20 protein-coding genes are annotated in these 21,302 nt (G+C 28.7%); 3 read left to right on the top strand and 17 right to left on the bottom strand.

From position 1 onward, the window contains the following. Positions 1 to 106 precede the first annotated feature (106 nt). The 5 genes from P8F83_RS23390 to P8F83_RS23370 form a co-directional block, all read right to left on the bottom strand. Positions 107 to 676, bottom strand: coding sequence for a glycerol-3-phosphate responsive antiterminator (locus P8F83_RS23390; protein ID WP_073022299.1), 570 nt, complete (start codon positions 674 to 676; stop codon positions 107 to 109). A gap of 52 nt (positions 677 to 728) precedes the next feature. Then, positions 729 to 1,094: a DUF1667 domain-containing protein gene (locus P8F83_RS23385; protein WP_326512917.1), complete on the bottom strand. Its 366-nt coding sequence runs from the start codon at positions 1,092 to 1,094 to the stop codon at positions 729 to 731. Positions 1,095 to 1,099: 5 nt separating this feature from the next. Further along, a complete protein-coding gene (locus P8F83_RS23380; protein ID WP_326512916.1) occupies positions 1,100 to 2,356 on the bottom strand; it encodes an NAD(P)/FAD-dependent oxidoreductase in 1,257 nt (418 codons plus the stop codon). 13 nt (positions 2,357 to 2,369) lie between these two features. After that, the gene (locus tag P8F83_RS23375; RefSeq protein ID WP_326512915.1) at positions 2,370 to 3,806 is read right to left on the bottom strand and encodes an NAD(P)/FAD-dependent oxidoreductase; all 1,437 of its coding nucleotides are present in this window, start codon (positions 3,804 to 3,806) and stop codon (positions 2,370 to 2,372) included. Positions 3,807 to 4,053: 247 nt separating this feature from the next. After that, positions 4,054 to 5,010 carry a sensor domain-containing diguanylate cyclase gene (locus P8F83_RS23370; RefSeq protein WP_326512914.1) on the bottom strand — a complete coding sequence of 319 codons (957 nt, stop codon included), beginning with the start codon at positions 5,008 to 5,010 and terminating at the stop codon, positions 4,054 to 4,056. Between the two features lie 251 nt (positions 5,011 to 5,261). Here P8F83_RS23370 and P8F83_RS23590 point away from each other — a divergent pair, with 251 nt between their 5' ends. Both P8F83_RS23590 and P8F83_RS23360 read left to right on the top strand, forming a co-directional pair. Continuing rightward, positions 5,262 to 5,843 (top strand): accessory gene regulator B family protein, encoded by a 582-nt coding sequence (locus P8F83_RS23590; RefSeq protein ID WP_420022602.1) that lies wholly within the window; start codon positions 5,262 to 5,264, stop codon positions 5,841 to 5,843. 141 nt (positions 5,844 to 5,984) lie between these two features. Beyond that, positions 5,985 to 6,116, top strand: coding sequence for an AgrD family cyclic lactone autoinducer peptide (locus P8F83_RS23360; RefSeq protein WP_326512912.1), 132 nt, complete (start codon positions 5,985 to 5,987; stop codon positions 6,114 to 6,116). Here the strand turns inward: P8F83_RS23360 and P8F83_RS23355 are convergent. From P8F83_RS23355 to recQ, 12 genes are all read right to left on the bottom strand, one after another. Further along, positions 6,105 to 7,145, bottom strand: a complete 1,041-nt coding sequence (locus tag P8F83_RS23355; RefSeq protein ID WP_326512911.1) for a sensor histidine kinase — start codon at positions 7,143 to 7,145, stop codon at positions 6,105 to 6,107. The genes P8F83_RS23360 and P8F83_RS23355 overlap by 12 nt on opposite strands. A gap of 252 nt (positions 7,146 to 7,397) precedes the next feature. Continuing rightward, positions 7,398 to 8,123, bottom strand: coding sequence for a LytR/AlgR family response regulator transcription factor (locus P8F83_RS23350; protein ID WP_326512910.1), 726 nt, complete (start codon positions 8,121 to 8,123; stop codon positions 7,398 to 7,400). Between the two features lie 248 nt (positions 8,124 to 8,371). After that, the gene (locus P8F83_RS23345; RefSeq protein ID WP_326512909.1) at positions 8,372 to 9,712 is read right to left on the bottom strand and encodes an ATP-binding protein; all 1,341 of its coding nucleotides are present in this window, start codon (positions 9,710 to 9,712) and stop codon (positions 8,372 to 8,374) included. Between the two features lie 147 nt (positions 9,713 to 9,859). Continuing rightward, positions 9,860 to 10,630 carry a M15 family metallopeptidase gene (locus P8F83_RS23340; RefSeq protein WP_326512908.1) on the bottom strand — a complete coding sequence of 257 codons (771 nt, stop codon included), beginning with the start codon at positions 10,628 to 10,630 and terminating at the stop codon, positions 9,860 to 9,862. Between the two features lie 18 nt (positions 10,631 to 10,648). Further along, entirely contained in the window at positions 10,649 to 11,458 is an 810-nt protein-coding gene (locus P8F83_RS23335) for a MurR/RpiR family transcriptional regulator (protein WP_326512907.1), read from the bottom strand. Between the two features lie 107 nt (positions 11,459 to 11,565). Next, on the bottom strand, positions 11,566 to 12,696 hold the full coding sequence (locus tag P8F83_RS23330; protein ID WP_326512906.1) for an ABC transporter permease: 1,131 nt from the start codon (positions 12,694 to 12,696) through the stop codon (positions 11,566 to 11,568). Then, a complete protein-coding gene (locus tag P8F83_RS23325) occupies positions 12,677 to 13,351 on the bottom strand; it encodes an ABC transporter ATP-binding protein (RefSeq protein ID WP_326512905.1) in 675 nt (224 codons plus the stop codon). Before P8F83_RS23325 ends, P8F83_RS23330 begins: the two co-directional genes overlap by 20 nt. 1 nt (position 13,352) lies before the next feature. Continuing rightward, on the bottom strand, positions 13,353 to 14,504 hold the full coding sequence (locus tag P8F83_RS23320) for an ABC transporter permease (RefSeq protein WP_326512904.1): 1,152 nt from the start codon (positions 14,502 to 14,504) through the stop codon (positions 13,353 to 13,355). Between the two features lie 61 nt (positions 14,505 to 14,565). After that, complete coding sequence (locus P8F83_RS23315; protein WP_326512903.1) at positions 14,566 to 15,207, bottom strand: response regulator transcription factor; 642 nt, start codon at positions 15,205 to 15,207, stop codon at positions 14,566 to 14,568. Beyond that, positions 15,200 to 16,390, bottom strand: a complete 1,191-nt coding sequence (locus P8F83_RS23310) for a sensor histidine kinase (RefSeq protein ID WP_326512902.1) — start codon at positions 16,388 to 16,390, stop codon at positions 15,200 to 15,202. Before P8F83_RS23310 ends, P8F83_RS23315 begins: the two co-directional genes overlap by 8 nt. 238 nt (positions 16,391 to 16,628) lie before the next feature. After that, positions 16,629 to 17,714 carry a tRNA dihydrouridine(20/20a) synthase DusA gene (dusA, locus tag P8F83_RS23305; RefSeq protein WP_326512901.1) on the bottom strand — a complete coding sequence of 362 codons (1,086 nt, stop codon included), beginning with the start codon at positions 17,712 to 17,714 and terminating at the stop codon, positions 16,629 to 16,631. Further along, positions 17,686 to 20,097 (bottom strand): DNA helicase RecQ, encoded by a 2,412-nt coding sequence (recQ, locus tag P8F83_RS23300; RefSeq protein WP_326512900.1) that lies wholly within the window; start codon positions 20,095 to 20,097, stop codon positions 17,686 to 17,688. Before recQ ends, dusA begins: the two co-directional genes overlap by 29 nt. 142 nt (positions 20,098 to 20,239) lie before the next feature. On the opposite strand from recQ, the gene P8F83_RS23295 reads away from it, so the two are divergent. After that, entirely contained in the window at positions 20,240 to 21,256 is a 1,017-nt protein-coding gene (locus P8F83_RS23295) for an oxidoreductase (protein ID WP_326512899.1), read from the top strand. The last annotated feature ends 46 nt before the right edge of the window (positions 21,257 to 21,302 follow it).

Below are 21,302 nucleotides of genomic sequence, written 5' to 3'. Positions count from 1 at the left end.
ATTACCTCCCTTAGTAACCGTTTTCTTTTTTATTACAAGGTAATGGCAAATTCCCCATATTATTTACCATTACTTATAATCCATAATCCATTTCATTTCTTAATAATTATTCATTTAATTCCCATAAATTTCTCTTAGTTGTTGATACAGCTACAGCTCCGGCTCCTATTGATTCAATTATATCTTTTTTTGTTTGAATTAATCCCCCTGCAATTATGGGAAGGTGTATTTTTTTCTCCATTGATTTTATTATCTTACTTGCCACTCCTGGCATAACCTCAACGGCATCTGGTTGTACTGTTTTTATATTTTTTATGCCTGTCTCTAATGATAGTGAATCAATTATAAAAATTCTTTGTATTGTATTTAGTCCTAGATTCTTAGCATATTTTATGTTAGTTGGTTTTGTACTAATAATCCCATAAGGTTCTGCAATTTTTTTTACATATTCTATTCCTTTAGAGTCCCCTTTTAGTCCTTCTACTAAATCTATATGAACAAATACTATCTTATTATGCTCTTTTAATTGTCTGCATATTTGTGATATATTAACTATACTTCCAAAGAGGACAAATACAATTTTTACATCACTTTCAATAACCTTGTCCAAATCCTCTTCATTTCTAATTGCTGCAACAACAGGATTCTCTATAAGAATTTCTCCTAAATTATTCATCAATACCTCCACTGGAATTATTAAACATTACCTTTTAATGATATCATCTTATTTACACTTTAGCTACATTTCTTGTTGCAATAATATTTATAGATGTATTAGCTACATTTCTAACTATTATATCTCCTATAGCCACAGGTGCCTGTACCGTTATACCCTTGATATCCCTTATACATTCCTGAATTTTATCCTTTGGTATGTCATGTTCTGTTTTAACTGGAACCATGGGTATATCACCATTTTCTACTTCTATTACTGACGTAACTATTCTAGTGGGATTTGTACATTCTTTCACTCCATACTCTGATCCCCTATTACAACTATTTCCTGTAACACTCTTTACTTCTTTTACATCTAAAGTTACTTCTAATACACATCCTAATGGGCAGCATATACAAGTTAATTCTCTATTTTCCATATAAACTACTCCTTTTCAACCTTTATTGTTATATTTTCACAATTAGGATACTTAGTTAATAAAGTTTTAGATAACTTCACACTTTCCATTTCACCTGGAGTTAAGATTCTTTTCTTAATATGCATTACTCTTTCATTATCAAAATACACACTAATAAACTCATTTTTAAATACACTTCCAACCCTAAATCTTACCATAACTTCCTTTTCTACATTTTCATCATTTACATAACTTGGAACTGTATATCTAACTCCCTCTATTCCTTTTATCTTAATTGAATTTTCACTTTTATTTTTTCCATTAATATATTGCGCAGCACATTTTCCTGCATTGTTGGATTCCTGGGTTACATAGTCTACAAGATCATGCACATGTAAAACATTACCACAAGCAAATACACCCTCAATATTAGTTTCTAAACTTTCGTTTACAATTGGACCTGATGTAACATTTGACATTTCAACCCCTATACCCTTTGATACATCATTTTCTGGTATCAATCCAACAGAAAGTAATAAGGTGTCACAACTTACATACTCTTCAGTTCCTTCAACAATATTCCTATTTTCATCTACTTGAGCAACTGTAACCCCTTCTAATCTACCTTCGCCTTTTATATCTATTATTGTGTGGCTTAATTTTAGCGGAATATCAAAATCATCTAAACACTGAACGATATTTCTCTTTAATCCACCAGAATAAGGCATTAATTCTACTACCATTTTAACTTTAGCGCCTTCTAAAGTCATCCTTCTTGCCATAATTAGCCCTATATCACCTGAACCTAAAATAACAACTTCTTTTCCTGGCATATAACCTTCAATATTTACAAATCTTTGAGCTGTTCCAGCTGTAAACACTCCTGAGCATCTATTTCCTGGTATATTTAATGCTCCTCTTGGTCTTTCTCTACATCCCATAGCAAGGATTATAGATTTTGCTTCTATTTCTAAAACTCCATTTTTGCTTATAGCTGTAATTATTTTATCCTTATTTATATCAATTACCATTGTGTTTAATTCAAACGGAATTTGTAACTCTTTAACTTTTTCTACAAATCTATCTGCATATTCGGGTCCTGTTAACTCCTCTTTAAACGTATGAAGTCCAAAGCCATTGTGTATGCATTGATTTAATATTCCTCCAAGTTTGTTATCTCTTTCTAAGATTATAATATCATCTATACCATTTTCTCTTGCTGAAATTGCAGCAGCTAGTCCTGCAGGACCTCCACCTATTATTACTACATCATGCTTTCTCATAACTGCACCTCCCTTAAATATTCTCTTTATTCTTACCTACAAGAATATAAGAATCTTCACCAAATTTAGTTACGTCTGTTTGTGGTATATTAAGTTCCCTTGATAATATTTCAACTGTACGAGAGGTACAAAATCCAGCTTGACATCTACCTGCCCCGGCTCTAGTTCTTCTCTTTATTCCATCAAGATTTGTTGCTCCTAACGGTCTTCTTATTGCATCTATTATTTCACCTTCAGTTACAAGCTCACATCTGCATATTATATTTCCATATTCCGGTCTATTTTTTATAAGTTTATTTCTTTCTTCATTAGATAATTCACTAAACTTCACTATATCTTTTCTTTTGCCATTAAAATCAGCCTTCTCATTAGGATTTAATCTATCCACTACTATATCCTTTACCAATAATCCAATAGCTGGGGCTGAAGATAATCCAGGCGACTGAATTCCAGCCACATTTATAAATCCCTTTGAATCAGCTGCTTCTCCTATTACAAAGTCATCATGCTCCTCTACTGATCTTAATCCTGTAAAAGAAGTTATAACAGCACTTTTAGGTATGTTATTTATACTTTTAGTTGCCTTAAACATTATATCTTCAAGACCTTCTCTTGTTGTTCTAACATCGTCTTTATCCTCAGAATCTATAGCATTAGGCCCAACTAATAAGTTTCCATCAATTGTCCTAGTAACTAATATTCCTTTCCCTAACTTACTAGGTAATTGAAATATTGTGTGCGAAACTACGTTTCCTGCAATTTTGTCAAAAAGACAGTATTCGCCTCTTCTTGCTGTAACTTTTAATTTCTTCTCACTAATCATATTATTAAAGTAATCACTATATACACCAGTAGCATTTATAACTATTTTAGATTCATATATTACATCTTTAGTTATGACTTTATAATTATCATCAATCTTTTCTATTGATTCGACTTTACTATTAAACTTAAATTCAACGCCATTAACATTAGCATTCTCAGCCAATGCTATAGTCATTTTAAATGGATCTACTATTCCACCTGTAGGTGCTACTAATGCTGCAACTACTGTATCTGATATATTAGGTTCCTTCTCCCTTAATTCTTGTGCATATATTATTTCTAGTTCAGGAACTCCATTTCTTTCGCCTTGCTTTTTTAATTCTTCAAGTACATGTATATCATCTTTACTAAAGCATAATACTAGGGATCCATTTCTTTCAAAAGGAAAGTCTAACTCTTTAGAATATTCATCATACATAGAATTACCTAATACGTTTAGTTTAGCTTTCAAGCTTCCAGTCTTAGCATCAAAACCAGCATGTACAATTCCACTATTAGCTTTTGATGTACCACAACATACATCAGAATGTTTTTCTAAAACGCATATATTCATTTCATATCTTGATAATTCTCTAGCTATAGCACTCCCTATAACCCCTGCCCCTATTACTACTACATCATACATCCCTTATTCCCTCCAAAATCCTTAATTTCACCTAAAAAAAGACAAAAAAACCACCACTATAAGTTAAATACTTACTGTGATGGCTCTCATATACTCGGCCGAATCATTTATTCTCTTCTTTAAATTTATTCTATCACTTATAGAAAATGATTACAAGAGTTTTTGTTGATCTTCTTTAATAATATATTAGAGAGACGTTCTTATTATTCTATCTTCAAAAAAACAAAAGGGAAAATACTATTTCCCCTCATATTACTTTCTTATTATTTTTAATTTTATACATATTCGAATCAGCTTTTTTAAATAAATTCTCCATATGCCCCAAAGATTTCTGACTAAATGAATATCCTATTGATATGTTTATATCTACACCTGAATTAACCTCATTGAACTTATGTATATCTCTATCTATATCTTCAACTATTTTCTTTACGCAAGATTCATTTAAATCTGTTAGTAAAATACAAAACTCATCTCCACCTATTCTAGATACTATTGAATTTGTTGATGAAAATTTATTTAATATTGTACCAGCACCTTTTATGAGGTTATCTCCTTCCATATGTCCATAAACATCATTAGTTGTTTTCAAATTATCTAAGTCACACATAATTATGGCCACTTTAGATTCTATTTCTACATCATATTTATTGCATGCGCTTTCAAAAAAATCCTTATTATAAAGTCCTGTTAACATATCATGAGTCACTCTATACTCTAACCCTAATTGATATTTTATTTTTTCATCAATATTTCTTATTATCCCTTGAACAGCTATCAACTTACCTTTTGAGTATATAGGAGTAGCATGTTCTTCAAACCACAAGTATTTTCCTTCTCTATTTCTCCATCTCTGTACTATGGGTTTTTCAAAATCAAGAGTTCCATAAATTTTGTCATATAATATATTTAAATCATCTGGATGAATAAGCTCAAAAGGATTACTAGGGTTTTCATAACATTCATTAACTAAACCTTCCCCTAAAAACCTCTCTATAGATGGGCTTAAGTATATGAACTTGAATTCTGGCAAAATTTGAAAACAATATACTATGTCTTTAGACTTCTCAATTAAATTAAATATTCTTTTCTGATTCCTTTTTATGTTCTGAGTCTTTCTGTAAGACTTTAAGCTAATCCTTTTATGATAAATACTTGCAATTACTACACCAACTATACATCCTATTAAAAAGTATTCTACCATTAACATCTTCCCCTAAATAATTTATATTGTAAATACTATATTTTAAAACAATATCCAACATACAATTATTTCAACAAAAGTTAACCGATTCCTTCTATTAAACTGATAATTTTTTATTAAATCCATTCATAATATATCAACTCACTTAAACTAATTTATAAGCAATATCGTAGTATAAACAATAAGCTCTTGAAAATTCCATTATAATCCCTAATAATATAATATGTATTATATTATTAGGGGGAAAATAAATGATCGAGTTAGTATCAGAAAAATTAACAAATTATATAAGTTCAAATAGTGATATTAATGCCTCAGAAATACCTAAGATACATTTTGCTATAAAGTCAATCTTAAGTGAAAGTTCTAAGTTTATCATAATGTTTATTATATTTTTCATTTTAGGTACAGAAAAATACTTCTTATTATCTTTCATAATTTTATGTCCTATTAGAGCATATTCTGGCGGCATACATTTCTATACATATAAAGCTTGTTTAGTTTTTTCTATGTTAGTGTTTTTCATAACAAGCTATCTAACTCCTAAATATATTGGACAAATACCCTTAATCATTCATTTAATTTTATCCATATTGAGTCTAATAATTATTTACATAAAATCACCTCAGGTTAGTAAATACCGTAAAAAAATGAGAATGTATAATGATTCTAAAATTATTCTTAGTCGTAAACTAATTTCAACATTCCTAACTTTATTATTTTTATGTGCTTCTTTTTTAATTTTCAAATACACATTGTATTTGAATTGTGCTATTATAACAATTTTTATGCAAGCAATTCAATTAATTCCTGCATCAAGAATAAATGGTTAGGTACTAATTTATCCCTTGATCATTTTTACTTAACTTTTCATGTCTGTATTTTAATATTTGGTGGTTATTTTATTCATATATCTTGTCATAACTTTTAAAATTACATTATTAAATAAGCCATTTATTGAGAGGAGTGAATTTATGAAGTTTAAAAGAAAACTATTTAATATTTTATCAACTGTTTTAGTAGCTGTTGCTTATATATCAACCTCTAATTATAGCTCCATCCTATTTTTTGGTGAATCAGAAATACCTGATGAATTAATTAAATAACAAAATAAACTCTGTACTATCATTTTGAGTAGTTATTTCTATAGAACCATTATACTTTTCTACTATGGTTTTAATATTATATAAGCCGAATCCCCTTTGGCTACCTTTAGTAGAAAAGCCTTTTTTAAAAATTTCATTTATATTGGTATTTTTAAGTGTAGCTCCACTATTTCTAACATTAATAATGGAGTTTTCTTTTTCTTTATCTATATTTAACTCCACCCATCTATTACTATCTTGTTTTGCTACGGCTTCAAATGCATTATCCAATAAATTAAATAATATTTCAGCTAATTCATAGTTCTTTACCGGTATTAGATTTATATCACTATTTATTGAATACTTAAAATTAATTCCTAACTCTTCGGCTTTTTGAAGTTTACTATATATTATACCTGCTAATACATTATTATCTAACGAAATTAAATTTTGTTCTTTTGATAACGACTCATTTAATCCTTCAATATAATCTTTTATTCTACTTCTAGAATCTTCTTCATTCGAAACTTGTACTATTCCATAAATTGTACTTAAATGATTTTTGAAATCATGTTGTTTACTTTTAACATCTCTTACCAAATCTATGGTTAATTTAGAATATCGATTATAGGCTTCTAGATTTTTTTTCTCCTCAATTAAAAATACAAGTTCTCTTAAAAAGCCTACATTTACAATAATATATATAAGGAGAATAATTACAAATTTCGCAACATTTTTTTCTATTATAGTATGATCAGATTCCCAAACACTTTTTATTATAAAGATATATATAAAAGCATTAATCAAATAGAAAAATATTATCTGAGTGCTTATGTTAGATACAAAAATTTTATTATAAGGAATAAATCTTTTTATTATACATATTAAAATTAACATAGAAACATTTATAATTAATCCCTTAGTTTCTTCGTTAATAATTAAGTTACTATCTACAATACTACCAATAAGAGTAAAGAAACCAAAAATAACAAATTGTAGAACCATTGTAATTATTATTACTATAACAAACTCAAGTAGAGTTGTTTTCAACTTTTTTTTGAAAATGAGTGAAACAAATAAAATTATCAAACAATAATTCACAAAATATATATACTTAAACTCAAAATATGCTAATGTGTTATTAACTGTACATATAATTAAAGATACCAACGAGTATTTAATTATATTATTTTTATTTATATAATTAAATTTACTCCATATAATAAATATTCCTATCAATTCCATATAGCTTAAAATAAAACTCCAAACAGCGCTAGTAAACATAATCCCCAACTCCAACCTCTATATATTTTCAAAGCTTCCCTTAAATTTAGATCCCAAATACGCTTTATCTTCGCATCCCCTAAAGTATATTTCACTACTTGTTACAGATATCTGTCTAATTTCTTTGATATATTTTTTATTAACAGCGTAGGCTCTATGACTTTGCACTATATCTTCACTATTAATCTTCTCTAAAGCTTTTTTCAAGGATAACTTGTCTATCTCGTATACACCAAATCTTGTATAAACAGTTAAAGTTCTTATTTTAACTTCTATAAACACGATTTCATCAATATAAAACTTAAGCCTTACTCCTCTACTTTCAAATACTACATATTGCTTATCTAATTTAGTTTCATTCGTTTCTTTGGCATAACTATTTTCATGTAAAAGTTTTGTCATATTTTGTATTTTCTCTTTTTTAATTGGTTTTATAATGTAATCGTAACAATGAATTTTTTTAAAAGCATTTAGCATATAGCTAGAGTTTGAAGTGATAAATATTATCCATGCAAGTTTATATTTATCTATCATCCTTATTTTATTAGCTAAGCTTATGCCCGAACCTTCCTTTAATTCTATGTCTATGTAAAAAAAATCTATAGGCACTTTATTTAATATTTCAAGTCCCTTAGCTTCACTATCAGCATGAAAAATATTTATATCTAAGGATAACTCTTGAATAATTTTTATTAATGATTCTACTTGATATCTCTCATCCTCTATTAAAAGTAAATTTGACAAGTCTTAATCCCCCTTAAGTCAATTAACAAAACTAAAACTACAGCCTATTTTGCCGTAGTTAAAAATTCATTTTTAGAGTTTACCTTATATATATCTATATAAAATTTTACTCTACTACTTTATTTTATCTTAATATTCTCTTACTATCTAGTCAATTGTATTTTAATTATTTCTATTATTTAATTATATTTTTTGACAAAATATAAAAGACCATATATTAGTATGATCTTTTATCCACTCCATCATATTTAAGTTTCAATTCTTTTTTGACAAATTTCTCCTTCAAGCCAATCTACAAATTGTCGCGCTGTCCTTGGCGATCTTCCGTTATAACTCATTTCCCATTGGATAGCCCTTTTGTGGATTTCTTCTGTTGGTTCTATCCCTCTAGATTTAGCCAAAGAATCTACTATCTCTAAATACTCCTTTTGAGTTGGTGATATAAACGTTACTGTTATCCCAAATCTATCTGATAAAGATAGTTTTTCTTGCATTGCATCTGCAGCATGGACTTCGTCACCAGTTCCTGATAATCTCATTCCATCTCTGTCACTAAACTTTTCTTTAACTAAATGTCTTCTATTTGATGTAGCATATATTATTATATTGTCAGGTTTTGTCTCTAATCCACCTTCTAAAACTGCTTTGAGGGCTGTATAAGTATCTTCACTATCTCCAAAAGCTAAATCATCTATAAACAATATAAACTTTTGAGGTATATCTTTTATGATTCCTATTAGTTTAGGAAAGGTACTTATATATTGTTTAGGAATTTCTATAACCCTCAGTCCCTCTGTATAATACTCATTTAATAAAGCCTTTACTGTAGATGATTTACCAGTTCCTCTACTACCATATAATAAAACATTATTAGCTTTATATCCCTTCAAAAATGCAATAGTATTATCTACTATTATTTTCCTCTCTCTTTCATAATTAACTAGTTCCTCAAGTCTTATGGGATCTAATGACTGTACCCCTTTTAGCTCATTTCCTTCCCATAAGAAACCTTTGTATTCACCAAATATACCAATTCCATTATTTTTATAAACTATAGCTAAATCATTAATTAAAACACTCCAAGGAGAAGTATTCATAAACTTATCTACTATAAAATTACTTTCAATATATACATCATCTATAACTTCCGTTTCCCATTCCCCAAGATTTTGTAGTTTATCTAACTCAAAATATGGATTATTTTCATCTTCTATAAATAGCTCTTTTATATATTCTGCTGTAAAATCCCCTATACTTTCTAAGGAATCTAAGTCATTTACTACAGCTTGTTTAATTGAAAATCCTATATTACATAAGTTATCTCTTTGAGCCTTCTTAGAAAATATGTTTTCGCTTAATATTATCTTATTTATTATATATTGTTTTAATCCAAATCCATTGTTAATTTCCATCAGCTCATAATAAAAATCATTATATAAGTTAATTATTTCACTAATTGTATTTTCATTCCTATCTAGATAATTAATTAGTTTATACAATTTTTCAATAACAGAATCCTTTAGTAAATTCCTATATATTCCTAAGGATTCTAAATTAATTTTCATCCTTCTTATCTTATTGCTTATCATGATAATACTCCTCCTTATACTCCCTATAGAAATTATAATTCTACGTTTTAATTCATATACCTTTATAAGAATGATATTTTTTTATCACTCTTATAAAGAAATCAATAAAAAAAGCTTCTTTAATTTATAAAGAAACTTTTTTACTTATTAAATAGTAAATAAATTTAAATCTACATCTTCAATATTATAATCTCCAGAGTTTATATCATCAAAATGCCACCACTCAGTATCAATAATCTTAAACCCACTTTGCACCATTATGTTAGTTAAAATAGTCATATTACTTTTAGCCTCATCACTCATATTAGTGTTGCCTCTATATGCCTTTTCTGAAAAGTCATCAAAACTAGAAGGCATGATCAATTCTTTTCCATCTTTATCAACAAGGGTAATATCAACAGCACAGCCTTTATTATGTATTGAGCCACCGTTATCTGGATTTGCAACAAATCTACTGTCTTTCACTATATTCCAAAATATTCTTTGCACATAAACTGGTCTATACGCATCCCAAATTTTTATTCTATATCCTAGCTTTTTAAATTCTTCATTTGCCTTTACTAACTTTAGAGCGGTATCTTTTCTTAATACACATATGTCATTTGGATAAACTTTTTGTTTAGTAAAATTGTTTTCTGTTGCATATCTTAAATCTATCACAAAATCTTTATCAATTTCCTTTAATAAAACAAAGCCATTAATTTCTCTAGGTTCTTCTATTTGTTCTTCGTTCTTTATTTCATTTGATATATCAACGTCTTTCTTGCTTTCAACTTCTTTAGAATCTGGCTCTTCATCTATATTAATTTCTTCAACAACTTTAGCCGTCTTATCATCTTTTACATTTTTATTACACGAAACAACAAAAAGGTTTACGGTAACCGAAAAAATTAGAATAAGTGAACATATTTTTCTCAAAAATATTTCCTCCTATTTTTATTTAGTGTGATTATATAAAGACTCATATCTATAATAAATCATATCGATTACGCTTAAGAGTGCATATCTGCCTCCTACTAGTGATTCTATACTTTTAACATCTGGATTACCATATAGCAATACTAAATCAGCCTCTTCCATATATTGAGTGTTCGGATTTTGAGTTATTATTACAAGTTTTGCGTTCTTATTTTTTATCTTTTTAATAAGCTCTGTATTAGCTACTCTTCCAGCCACTGTTAAAATTATAGCAAGAGAATTCTCATCCATATCATCAACATACTGATATTGTTCCTGCATATCAACAAATGCTGTTACTAATTTACCAAGCATCAAAAGCATGGTTTGTATCTCCATAGAAATATATTGTGAAAACTGCATTCCAAAAAAAGCAATCTTTTTATATCTATATATATACTCAACCAATTTATCTAGTTTTCTTATATCTAAATTTTCAGAGGTTTGTTTTAAATTATTAATAACTAAATCATAAAAGTCATTTGTTAGTTCATCTGGGTTTGATGATTTCTCTTGTATAAATTTAGGATTAAAAGAAGCTTTAAGCCTATAATATTTTAAATTCAAATCCACCTGTTCTTTAAATTCACTAAAACTCTCATATTCTAATTTTTTGATAAATCTACTTATTGTAGCTGATGATGTATAACACATATCTGCCAATTGATTTATATTTAATTTGGGAACTTTTTTTATATTATTCAGCATAGTCCACGCAATTGTGTAATATATATCTTTTTCTTTATTAGAATTAACCAAAAATAACAATCGATAAATAACTTCATTCATATAAATACCCCTCCTACTTTATCTAAACAATATTATAAAGTATTTATTAACTATTCGCAAAACATAAAAAGGAGTTTTAACATAAACTCCTTTTTATAAAAATATTATTAACCTATATTTGTTTTATCTCTATATTTTGAAGTCAAACATGGAATTAAACTAAATAACGATACAAATAAAGGTATTATAAATGATGCTATAAATCCAGATTTACTTAACAGTAAAAATGGTTTTCCAACTGGATTAAATATAGTTAAATTTAATATACTAACTGTCATAATACACATAAATATACCTAATCCATATCCTACTAAACACAAGATTAAATTTTCTCTCCATAATTTAGTCATTAATGTTACATTTTTATATCCCATGGCATGCATTATAAAAAATTCGCTAATCCTATCTTTAAATGTAATATAATTTAAATTCCCTAGTGTTATACACAAAACTATAATTATAAAAGTACTCATTATATAACTAAGAGAATTCATACCTATCATCATTTCTTTAAAATTGTCTTCCATATATTTATAATCTATCACATCTATATCTACAGGAAGCTTCTCTTTTATAGCACTCATATCTTTGCTACTATTATCATAAGTACTATAAATAAATCCCCTTGTAAAAGCCTCTTCTCTTTTCATTTCACTATCTGTATTTACTATGGCTATTATATTCTCTCCATCCATTATTCCCGAAACTTTATATTCTTTATTTAAGTTTGAATTATCTTCATTTATTATTGAACCTATTTTAAGATTGTTTTGTTTAGCATATCTTAAATGAATTAGAATATCATTTGAATTTTCTTTAGGAATACTTCCTTCAACAATATTTTGATCCAGAGCGTCCATCAATCCCAGTATATCTTCACTGTACAAATTTTCAATATCAAAACTTGAAGAACCTAAACCTAAAGAATATCTAAGGCTACCTTCAATAGGTTTAATTGGAATTAAAAGCTTTGTATTACTACTACTTTTAAGATCTTCTATTATGGTCTTTGGAATCTCAACATTACTTTTAGAATATACTATACTATGATTCTCTACAAAGTTACCACCTGTCAGATCAACTAATTCCTCTGTTGTTACACTTATTAAAGAATAAAAATATACTACAAAAACACCTATAGCCACAGTTATTATAGTTATTAAAACTTTTTTAATATTAGCTAATATATATTTTAGTGGAGAAAGTGGTCTCATAGTATCACCTCTCTTTTTCTTCAATGGAAGTTATACTTCCATCCCAAATATTAACTATTGCATCCGCATCCTTTAAAATAGTTTTATCATGTGTAACAATTACAATAAGAGCATTTTTCTTATATTCATCTAACATCTTCATTACTCCAGAAGAACTCTCATGGTCTAAGGCTGCTGTAAGTTCATCTCCAAAAATCACCTTAGGGTTATTTATAAGTGCTCTAGCAATTGCAACCTTTTGTCTTTGTCCTCCTGAAAGTTTTGAAGGTTTTTTATTATACAAATTCTCTATTCCCATCCTGCCTAGAAGTTCTATGGCTCTTTGCTTGTCAGCTTTTGAATTAGAGTTTATAGGAACTAATATATTATCAAGAACACTCATGTATTCAATTAAAAAATGTCTCTGAAATATAAAGCCAAACTCTTTTTTTCTTAGCTTTGCTAAAGCATTCAAACTCATGCTTTCATAGTCTTGTCCATCATAAGATATTTTTCCTGAAGTTGGTTTCTTTAATCCAGCCATTGCATAAATTAATGAACTTTTCCCACTTCCTGAAGGTCCCATAATACCTATCATTTTATTATTTTCCAAACTTAAATTTATATTTTTTACCGCATAAGTCATAGCTTCTTTTTCCATATCATATATCATATTTAAATTTTCTATATTAAAAATCATTTTATCCCTCCTCAATTATGGTTATAGCATCTAATCTACCTAAAACTCTGTAAATTGGTATTAATGTAAATAAAGCTGTAAAGGCTGGTGTGAGTAAAGATATTACTATACCTTTAATACTTATAAATACGCCAATTGCTCCTAGATCAGTAAAAGCTGCTTTTGTTACAATAAAACTAGTAGCTACTCCTAATATAATGCCTACTACAAATCCAGATAAATTAAATATCAACACTTCCTTTAATGCTCTTTTCATCAACATTCCTCTGCTATATCCTAAAGCATTTAATATACCAAACTCTATTTTTCTATTTATAAATTGCGCATATTTAGAGCTTGATAAAGTAACCACCATAACAATAACGATAAGAACAAAAAGTGCATCTAGTATTTGTTTTGAAGATGATGTGCCACTTTGATATTTTTCCATTCCTTCTGATAATATGCTATAATTTATATCCTTTTTAGAGAATGTCCTTATTAATTCATCTAAATCATCTCTTTTATCATCATTAGGAAATATCACCATCTCATTTTTTATCAAATCATCTTTACTAATATCTTTATATCTACTAACTTCATCAGAAGTTGACGCATAGCTACTTAAAGATAAAAAATATTCACTACTTAAAACCCCTACAATTTTGTTATCTCCTAAACTATCCCCAATAGATACATTATTATTTTTAGCTATTCTCTCATCTATAGCTATCTCTTTTTGTCCCTCTTTTGGAAGGCTTCCTTTTTCAAGAGTCATATCATACTTATTCATAAAATATTCTCTATCCTCTGGAAGTATAGAAAATATCCTTACATTACTAACACTTCCCTGGGTAGAATATTTTACATAAGATATGTTTGTAGGTATTAACTTTTCTACAAAATCACTTTTCTTTAACTTATCTACATACTCTAAAGATATCTCTTTATCACTAATTCTACTTATTGTAAAGGCCTTTTCTAGTGGCTTCACTTGAGATGAGTATGAGCTTTCTGATATAGACTCTATAAAACACTCTACTCCATATCCTAAGATAATAGATAAAGCTATAGCTATTATTGAAGTTATATAGGACTTTTTATTATTTTTTATATATTTACTAACAGATAAAGGTTTCATTTCAATCCTCCCTTCATTTCCTATAAATATCATATAAAAATTCCTCCATAAATAATAGTAACCACGGTCACTACATACTAGTTACCGTGGTCATTTATTTTAATATATCCTTTAAATATAACGCTGCTGAAGTTCTATCAAATATTTGTATCTTAGAATATATATTACTTACATTGTTTTTTACAGTTCCCTCTGATATAAAGAGAGAGGAGGCTATTTGTTTATTAGTAAAACCTTGTGATAACATCTTTGCAACTTCAAGTTCTCTATCCGTAAATATACCTTTTAGATTTTCTTCTTTTTTATCACTTATATTGTTGCTTATAAGCTTATTTACCAACTTAGATGCTATTGAGGATGGAAGTATGTATTTATTATCATAAGCATCTTCTATGGCTTTAATTAGGGCATCTCCATCTATATCCTTTAACATATACCCTGACGCTCCATAATTTAGTGCATCAACAATATACTCTTCATCATCAAAGGTTGTTAAAACTAATATTTTAATCTCTGGATAACTGTTTTTTATTATCTTGGTAGACTCTACCCCATTCATTCCCGGCATCCTTATATCCATTAAAATAACGTCTGGAGTACATGTTCTGCATATATCAATTACTTCTCTACCATCAGAAGCAGTGCCAATAACCTCTATATTATCTTGAAGTTCTAATATAGTTTTTAATCCATCTCTCATTAACCTTTGATCATCCACTATAACTACTCTAATCATTTATTTTTCCTCCTTCAACTAATGGCAGTTTTATATAAATAGAAAACCCCTCGCCTTCTTCTGAATATATATTAAGTTGTCCACCTAGCTCTTTTACACGCTCCTCCATGGATCTAAGTCCAAAACCTTTAGTTAACGCTACAGCTCCAATACCATTATCCTCTAAAGAGAAGTTAATTGAATTATCTCTCTCAAATAACTTAAAAATAAAGGCAGTACTTTTCCCATGTCGAATTCCATTAGTTAATCCTTCTTGAAGCGCTCTATAAATAACCTTTTTCCCACTATCATAAACATTCATATCACTATCTATATGACTTTTTACAATAATATCTGAATGCATTTCGCACTCTGCTATAAAGGTCTTTAAAGAACCCCAAAAGTCCATAATTTCCTTTCCTTGTTCTAATATTCTTACAGAACTTCTTATATCATTAAGACCTTTTCTAACTTGTTCCTGTGCTAAACTTAACTTTTCCTTAGCCTTAATAATATCCTTATCCATAAGCCTTCTGGAGGCTTCCATTTCAACCAAAACAGTTGTGAGAGTATGTCCAACTGTATCATGAATTTCCCTAGCTATTTTGTTTCTCTCAGAATTAGCTGTCATAAGCTCTACTTTTTCATAAGCCTCGCTTAAGTGTCCATATACCTCATCTTTTTCTATCTTTTTAACGGTAATTTCTTTCAAAGACTCTTCTATTATCTTATTCTGAAATAATAAATAGTTTATAAGCTTAAATATAATTATAAATATAATATATATGGGCATTGTTACTAATATAAATACTGGAATCAAGTTTATTTTATCTTTTAACATAATAATTGCAGATAAAAAATTCATCAAATACACTAATACTGAATACATGTATCCTTGTTTTTTATTAAAATTAACTATTATACTGTCCACTAAAAATAAATATAAAATCATAGCTACGAAACTTTTAGAACTATAATTTATAAACCATATTATCATTACCTCTAAAATTAATAATATGTTTTTTGCAATTTCTCTCTCTTTTTCATAACAAAAATAAGTTCTTATGGTGAAACAGGTAAGAAAAAGAAGATAAGTTATAAGTAATAAAAAATTACTCCCACTTAAAAATGCTAAGATAATAAGTATTATTGTAAAAACTATATAATCAACTATTGTTATAATATCTTTAACCCTCAAATCCATGATTTACCCCTTTATACAATTATCACTTTAATTATACCAAATATAAAAAAAGTGGCTAGCGCCACTTCGCTAGGGAACCCTATGGTTCCCTTCGACGACACTTCGTGTCTGAGCACCCTCCTTAAGAGGCGGGGAGCAAAACCTCCCCTGCACCCCTTGCATTTTTTATTGCATAGGAAGAAGGTACTTTCCTATGCAATAAAAAAGAAGGTAACTTAAGCACCTTCCCAAAACTAATTTAACTTCTACTATCAAGAGATTCCTCTGGTAAGCTTTTTAGTCCCTCTTTAAGTAATTCTGATCTTTTCACATTCTTAGAACTAGCTGGTGAAACTATCTGCTTCCATAGTTTTGACCCTTTTTTACCTAAAAATAATCCTAAAGTATGTGTTAAAGCTACATGAGGATTTTCTCCATTCTTCTCAAGGTTTTCAATATAAGGAATGAAATTTTCTATTATCTCTCGTCTTGATATGTTATTAATCTCACCATCTTTAAAGAATTTATCTACTTCTCTAAGAATAATAGGATTGTCATAGGCAGCTCTTCCTATCATAACACCATCTACATAATTTAAATGTTTTTCCATTTCTTCTATAGTTTTTATTCCACCATTAATTTCTACTTGAAGATTAGGTTTTTCTTCTTTAACTTTATATACCTCTTCATATCTTAATTGTGGTATTTCTCTATTCTCTCTAGGACTTAACCCCTCCAAAATAGCTATTCTTGCATGTATTGTATACCTATCAGGTTGAGCCTCCTCAACCTTGTCTATAAAGTTAATCATATCCTCATATCTATCTAATAAAGTTCTTTCAAAACTAGCTGGCAGTATATTTTTCCCTTCAATACCTATTCTATGTTTCAGGGTTACAGGTTTCTTAGTAGCTTCTTTCATAGCTTTAATCATATCTCTTACAAGTTCAGGATAAGCCATAAGGCATGCTCCCATCTCATTTCCTGCTACTCTATCTGAAGGACAGCCTGCATTTAAATTTATTTCATCATAATCCCAATCTTCAGCTATTTTAACCGCATTATATATATCTTCTGGCGTTGAACCTGCAATCTGCAAGGAAATAGGCTTTTCAAATGGATTAAAATCTAATAACTTATCTCTTTTCCCATTTATTATAGCTTGTGCCGTTACCATCTCTGTATATAACAAAGCTTTCTTAGTTATAATCCTAGCAAAATATCTAAAGTGTCTATCTGTTCTGTCTACCATAGGTGCTATACTCACCTTAGGCGTAAGTATCTTTGAATCTATATTCATAATCCCATTCCTTCCATTAAACTTTGTCTTTAAGATAGTATTCATCCAAAATAACTGCCCTTATACTCTCATATTTTATATTATCAGGAAGTTTTCTCTTTATTGAACTTACAGAGCTGTAACCCGAGCTTCTGCACTCATTCATAATTAAAGCTCTCTCCTCTTCTGTATATAACCCTCTTATATCTAAGTAAAAGTCTAGTTCTCTTCCTGACTCTAAATAGTCAGTAACATAACCTAATACTGTAGATATTGAAACCTCTAATTCCTGGGAAATATATTGAAGTTCCTTTCCTTCCTTAAGCATATCTATGGCAATTTCATCCGACTTTCTATGCTCGCCATCTATTATCAGCTTATTTCTTTTCTTATCTCTCCACTTAACTTCAATACCATGTTCTAATACATAGTTATTTACTATTTCTAAAATTTTCTCTGAATATCTTTCTATTTTCTTAGGTCCAAGACCTGTTATATCCTTTAAGTTATCTGTATCCCTAGGATATCTTCCACTTATTTCTTTTAATGTATTTTTGGCTATTACAGCTTGAGGAAGTTGATTCTCTTTTTTAGCAATAGCATTTCTAACCTTTATTAGTTCTTCTAATAATCTTTCATCAGTTGAAACATAACATACCTCATCATCTAAAAGTGCTCTATTTTTCTCTAAATATTTTAGTATTAACTTTTCAAATTCCTCACCATATTTATTATACTTAACCTCACCTACTCCAGATATTAAAAGCATTTGATCTTTATTAACTGGGTGTTTTGTAGACATATCCTTTAAGGTTACATCTGGGAATATTATATAAGGAGGAACTCCCTCTCGCTCCGAAATTTCTCTTCTTAAAGTTCTAAGCTCTTCATATAATGAGTCATCAAGCTTAAATACTCTTTCCACCTTGATTTCTTTAAATTTAACCTGTTCTTCTCCCTTTAATACTTTTATAGACCTATCATTTAATCTAATAACTGGGTAAGTTCCCTCTACCATATCCATATATCCATGAGAAATAAGAGTGTTTATGAAATTCTTCAAATCGTCTTTGGAGAACTCCTTCATTATTCCATAGGTAGATAATTCATTGAACTTAAACTCTTGAAGTTTCTTATTTTTAGATGCTCTAAGTACATCTACAATCATTGTAGAACCAAAGCTTCTCTTCATTCTATATATGCAGGATAAAACCTTCTGAGCATCTAAGGTTCTATCTACTATTTCTCCTTCACTTTCACAATTACTACAATTGTTACAATCCTTAGGATACTCATCTCCAAAATAGTTAAGTATAAATCTTCTATAACAATCATTAGAGTGAATCATATCAACCATATATTGAAGCATTTTATATTGATTATTTTTTCTCTCTGGATTTTCTATACTCATTTCAATTAAATACTTTTGCGTTTGTACATCCCCAGGTGTAAATAACAATACACATTCGCTATCTAAACCATCTCTACCTGCCCTACCTATTTCTTGATAGTAGCTTTCTATATTTTTAGGCATATTATAATGAATAACATATCTAATATTAGATTTATCTATTCCCATACCAAAAGCATTGGTAGCAACCATAATATTAACTCTATCGTAGATAAAATCCTCTTGACTTTTTTCTCTTTCATTATCAGATAAGCCTGCATGATATCTTCCCACAGAAAAACCTTTTTTTAAAAGTAATGTATAAGCTGCATCTACTTCTTTACGGGTAGCCGCATATATTATTCCTGAATCTTCTTTATGATTATTTATATAATCTAAAAGATAGTCCTTTTTACTACCTGATTTTACTATAGTTATCTTAAGGTTTTCTCTATCAAAACCTGATATAAATACTTTTGGAGTCTTCAGAGATAAAATATTAATTATGTCTTCCCTTACTTCATTTGTAGCTGTTGCTGTAAAGGCAGTTATTATAGGTCTATTTTTTAAACTATTAATAAAAAACGGTATCTTTCTGTAGCTTGTTCTAAAATCATGTCCCCATTGAGATACACAGTGAGCTTCATCAATAGCTACTTGTGATATATTTTTCTCTCCAAGTATAGATAAAAATTCATAAGATTCAAGTCGTTCTGGAGCAACATATATAATTTTAAATCTATCACTTCTTATTCCATCTAATACTTCTTTAAATTCATTAGTTGATAATGAACTATTTATATAGGCTGCCTCTATTCCCATTTCCTTAATAGTATCAACCTGATCCTTCATTAAAGAAATCAATGGAGAAATTACTACTGTCATTCCTTCCAGCATAAGTGCAGGAATTTGATAACAGATAGACTTTCCTCCCCCTGTTGGCATAATTGCTAATACATCATTAGCTTCAACAATATTTTTAATAATATCGTCTTGTCCTCTTCTAAAACTCTTGTATCCAAAATATCTTTCTAACAGTTCTAATCCTCTATCAATCAACTTAAAACACCTCTACAAAATCTTTATTATCATAATTATTAACATAACTCAACATTATTTTTCATCTAATTATAACACTTCAAGTCTTTTTACTTTTAAATTTATGTTAAAATTAAGTATATCATATTTTAAGGAGGGTATTATGCTTACAATTGGTTATATTGGTAATGGTAAAAGTACAAATAGATATCATCTACCATTCGTTTTGAGAAGAGAAAATATAAAAGTTAAAACAATATATCAAAGAAACCCTAAACACGAAAGCTGGGCTAGGATAGAAGGTGTAAACTACACTTCTGATTTAAATGAGCTATTAAATGACGAAGAAATTCAATTAATAGTTGTCTGCACACTTCACAATAGCCATTACGAATATTCAAAAATGGTTTTAGAACATAATAAACATTGTTTAGTTGAAAAACCTTTTATGGAAACATCAACTCAAGCTAAAGAAATATTTGAGCTTGCAAAGGAAAAAGGTCTAATTGTTCAAGCGTATCAAAATAGACGTTTTGACAGTGACTTCTTAACAGTTCAAAAAGTTATTGAGGAAGGTAAACTTGGAGATTTATTAGAAGTTGAAATGCATTATGATTATTATCGTCCTGAAGTCCCTGAATCGGTAACTAATTTTATTCCTCACTTTTCTTATTTATATGGACATGGCTGCCATACTTTAGATCAAGTAATAAGCTATTTTGGAAAACCTGACGACATTCATTATGATGCTAGACAATTATTAGGTTCTGGAAGAATGAATGATTATTTTGATTTAGATTTATATTATGGAATTTTAAAGGTGTCCGTTAAATCTAGTTACTTTAGATTAAAAGAAAGACCAAGTTTTGTTGTATATGGTAAAAAAGGATGCTTCGTTAAACAAACTAAAGACCGCCAAGAAGAACACTTAAAACTATTCCACATGCCTCATAATAAAGATTTTGGTATTGATACTCTTGAGCACTACGGCACTATAACTTATATAGATGATGAAGGCGTAACTCATGAAGAAAAAGTTAAATCAGTTGATGGTGATTATGGAAGAGTTTATGATGATTTATACGAAGCAATTATAAATGGAAAAGAAAAAACTATTACTGATGAACAAACTTTATTGCAAATGGAAATTTTAGAAACAGGCGTAAAAGATTTAAAATAGTTTATCTAATTTTAACAGTTGAATACTTGAGTACCTGAGTACTCAG

It is taken from the genome of Clostridium intestinale, assembly GCF_035905475.1.
In the GTDB taxonomy this organism is placed as follows: Bacteria; Bacillota; Clostridia; order Clostridiales; family Clostridiaceae; genus Clostridium_T; species Clostridium_T intestinale.
This window is presented reverse-complemented; position numbering and strand designations above follow the sequence as displayed.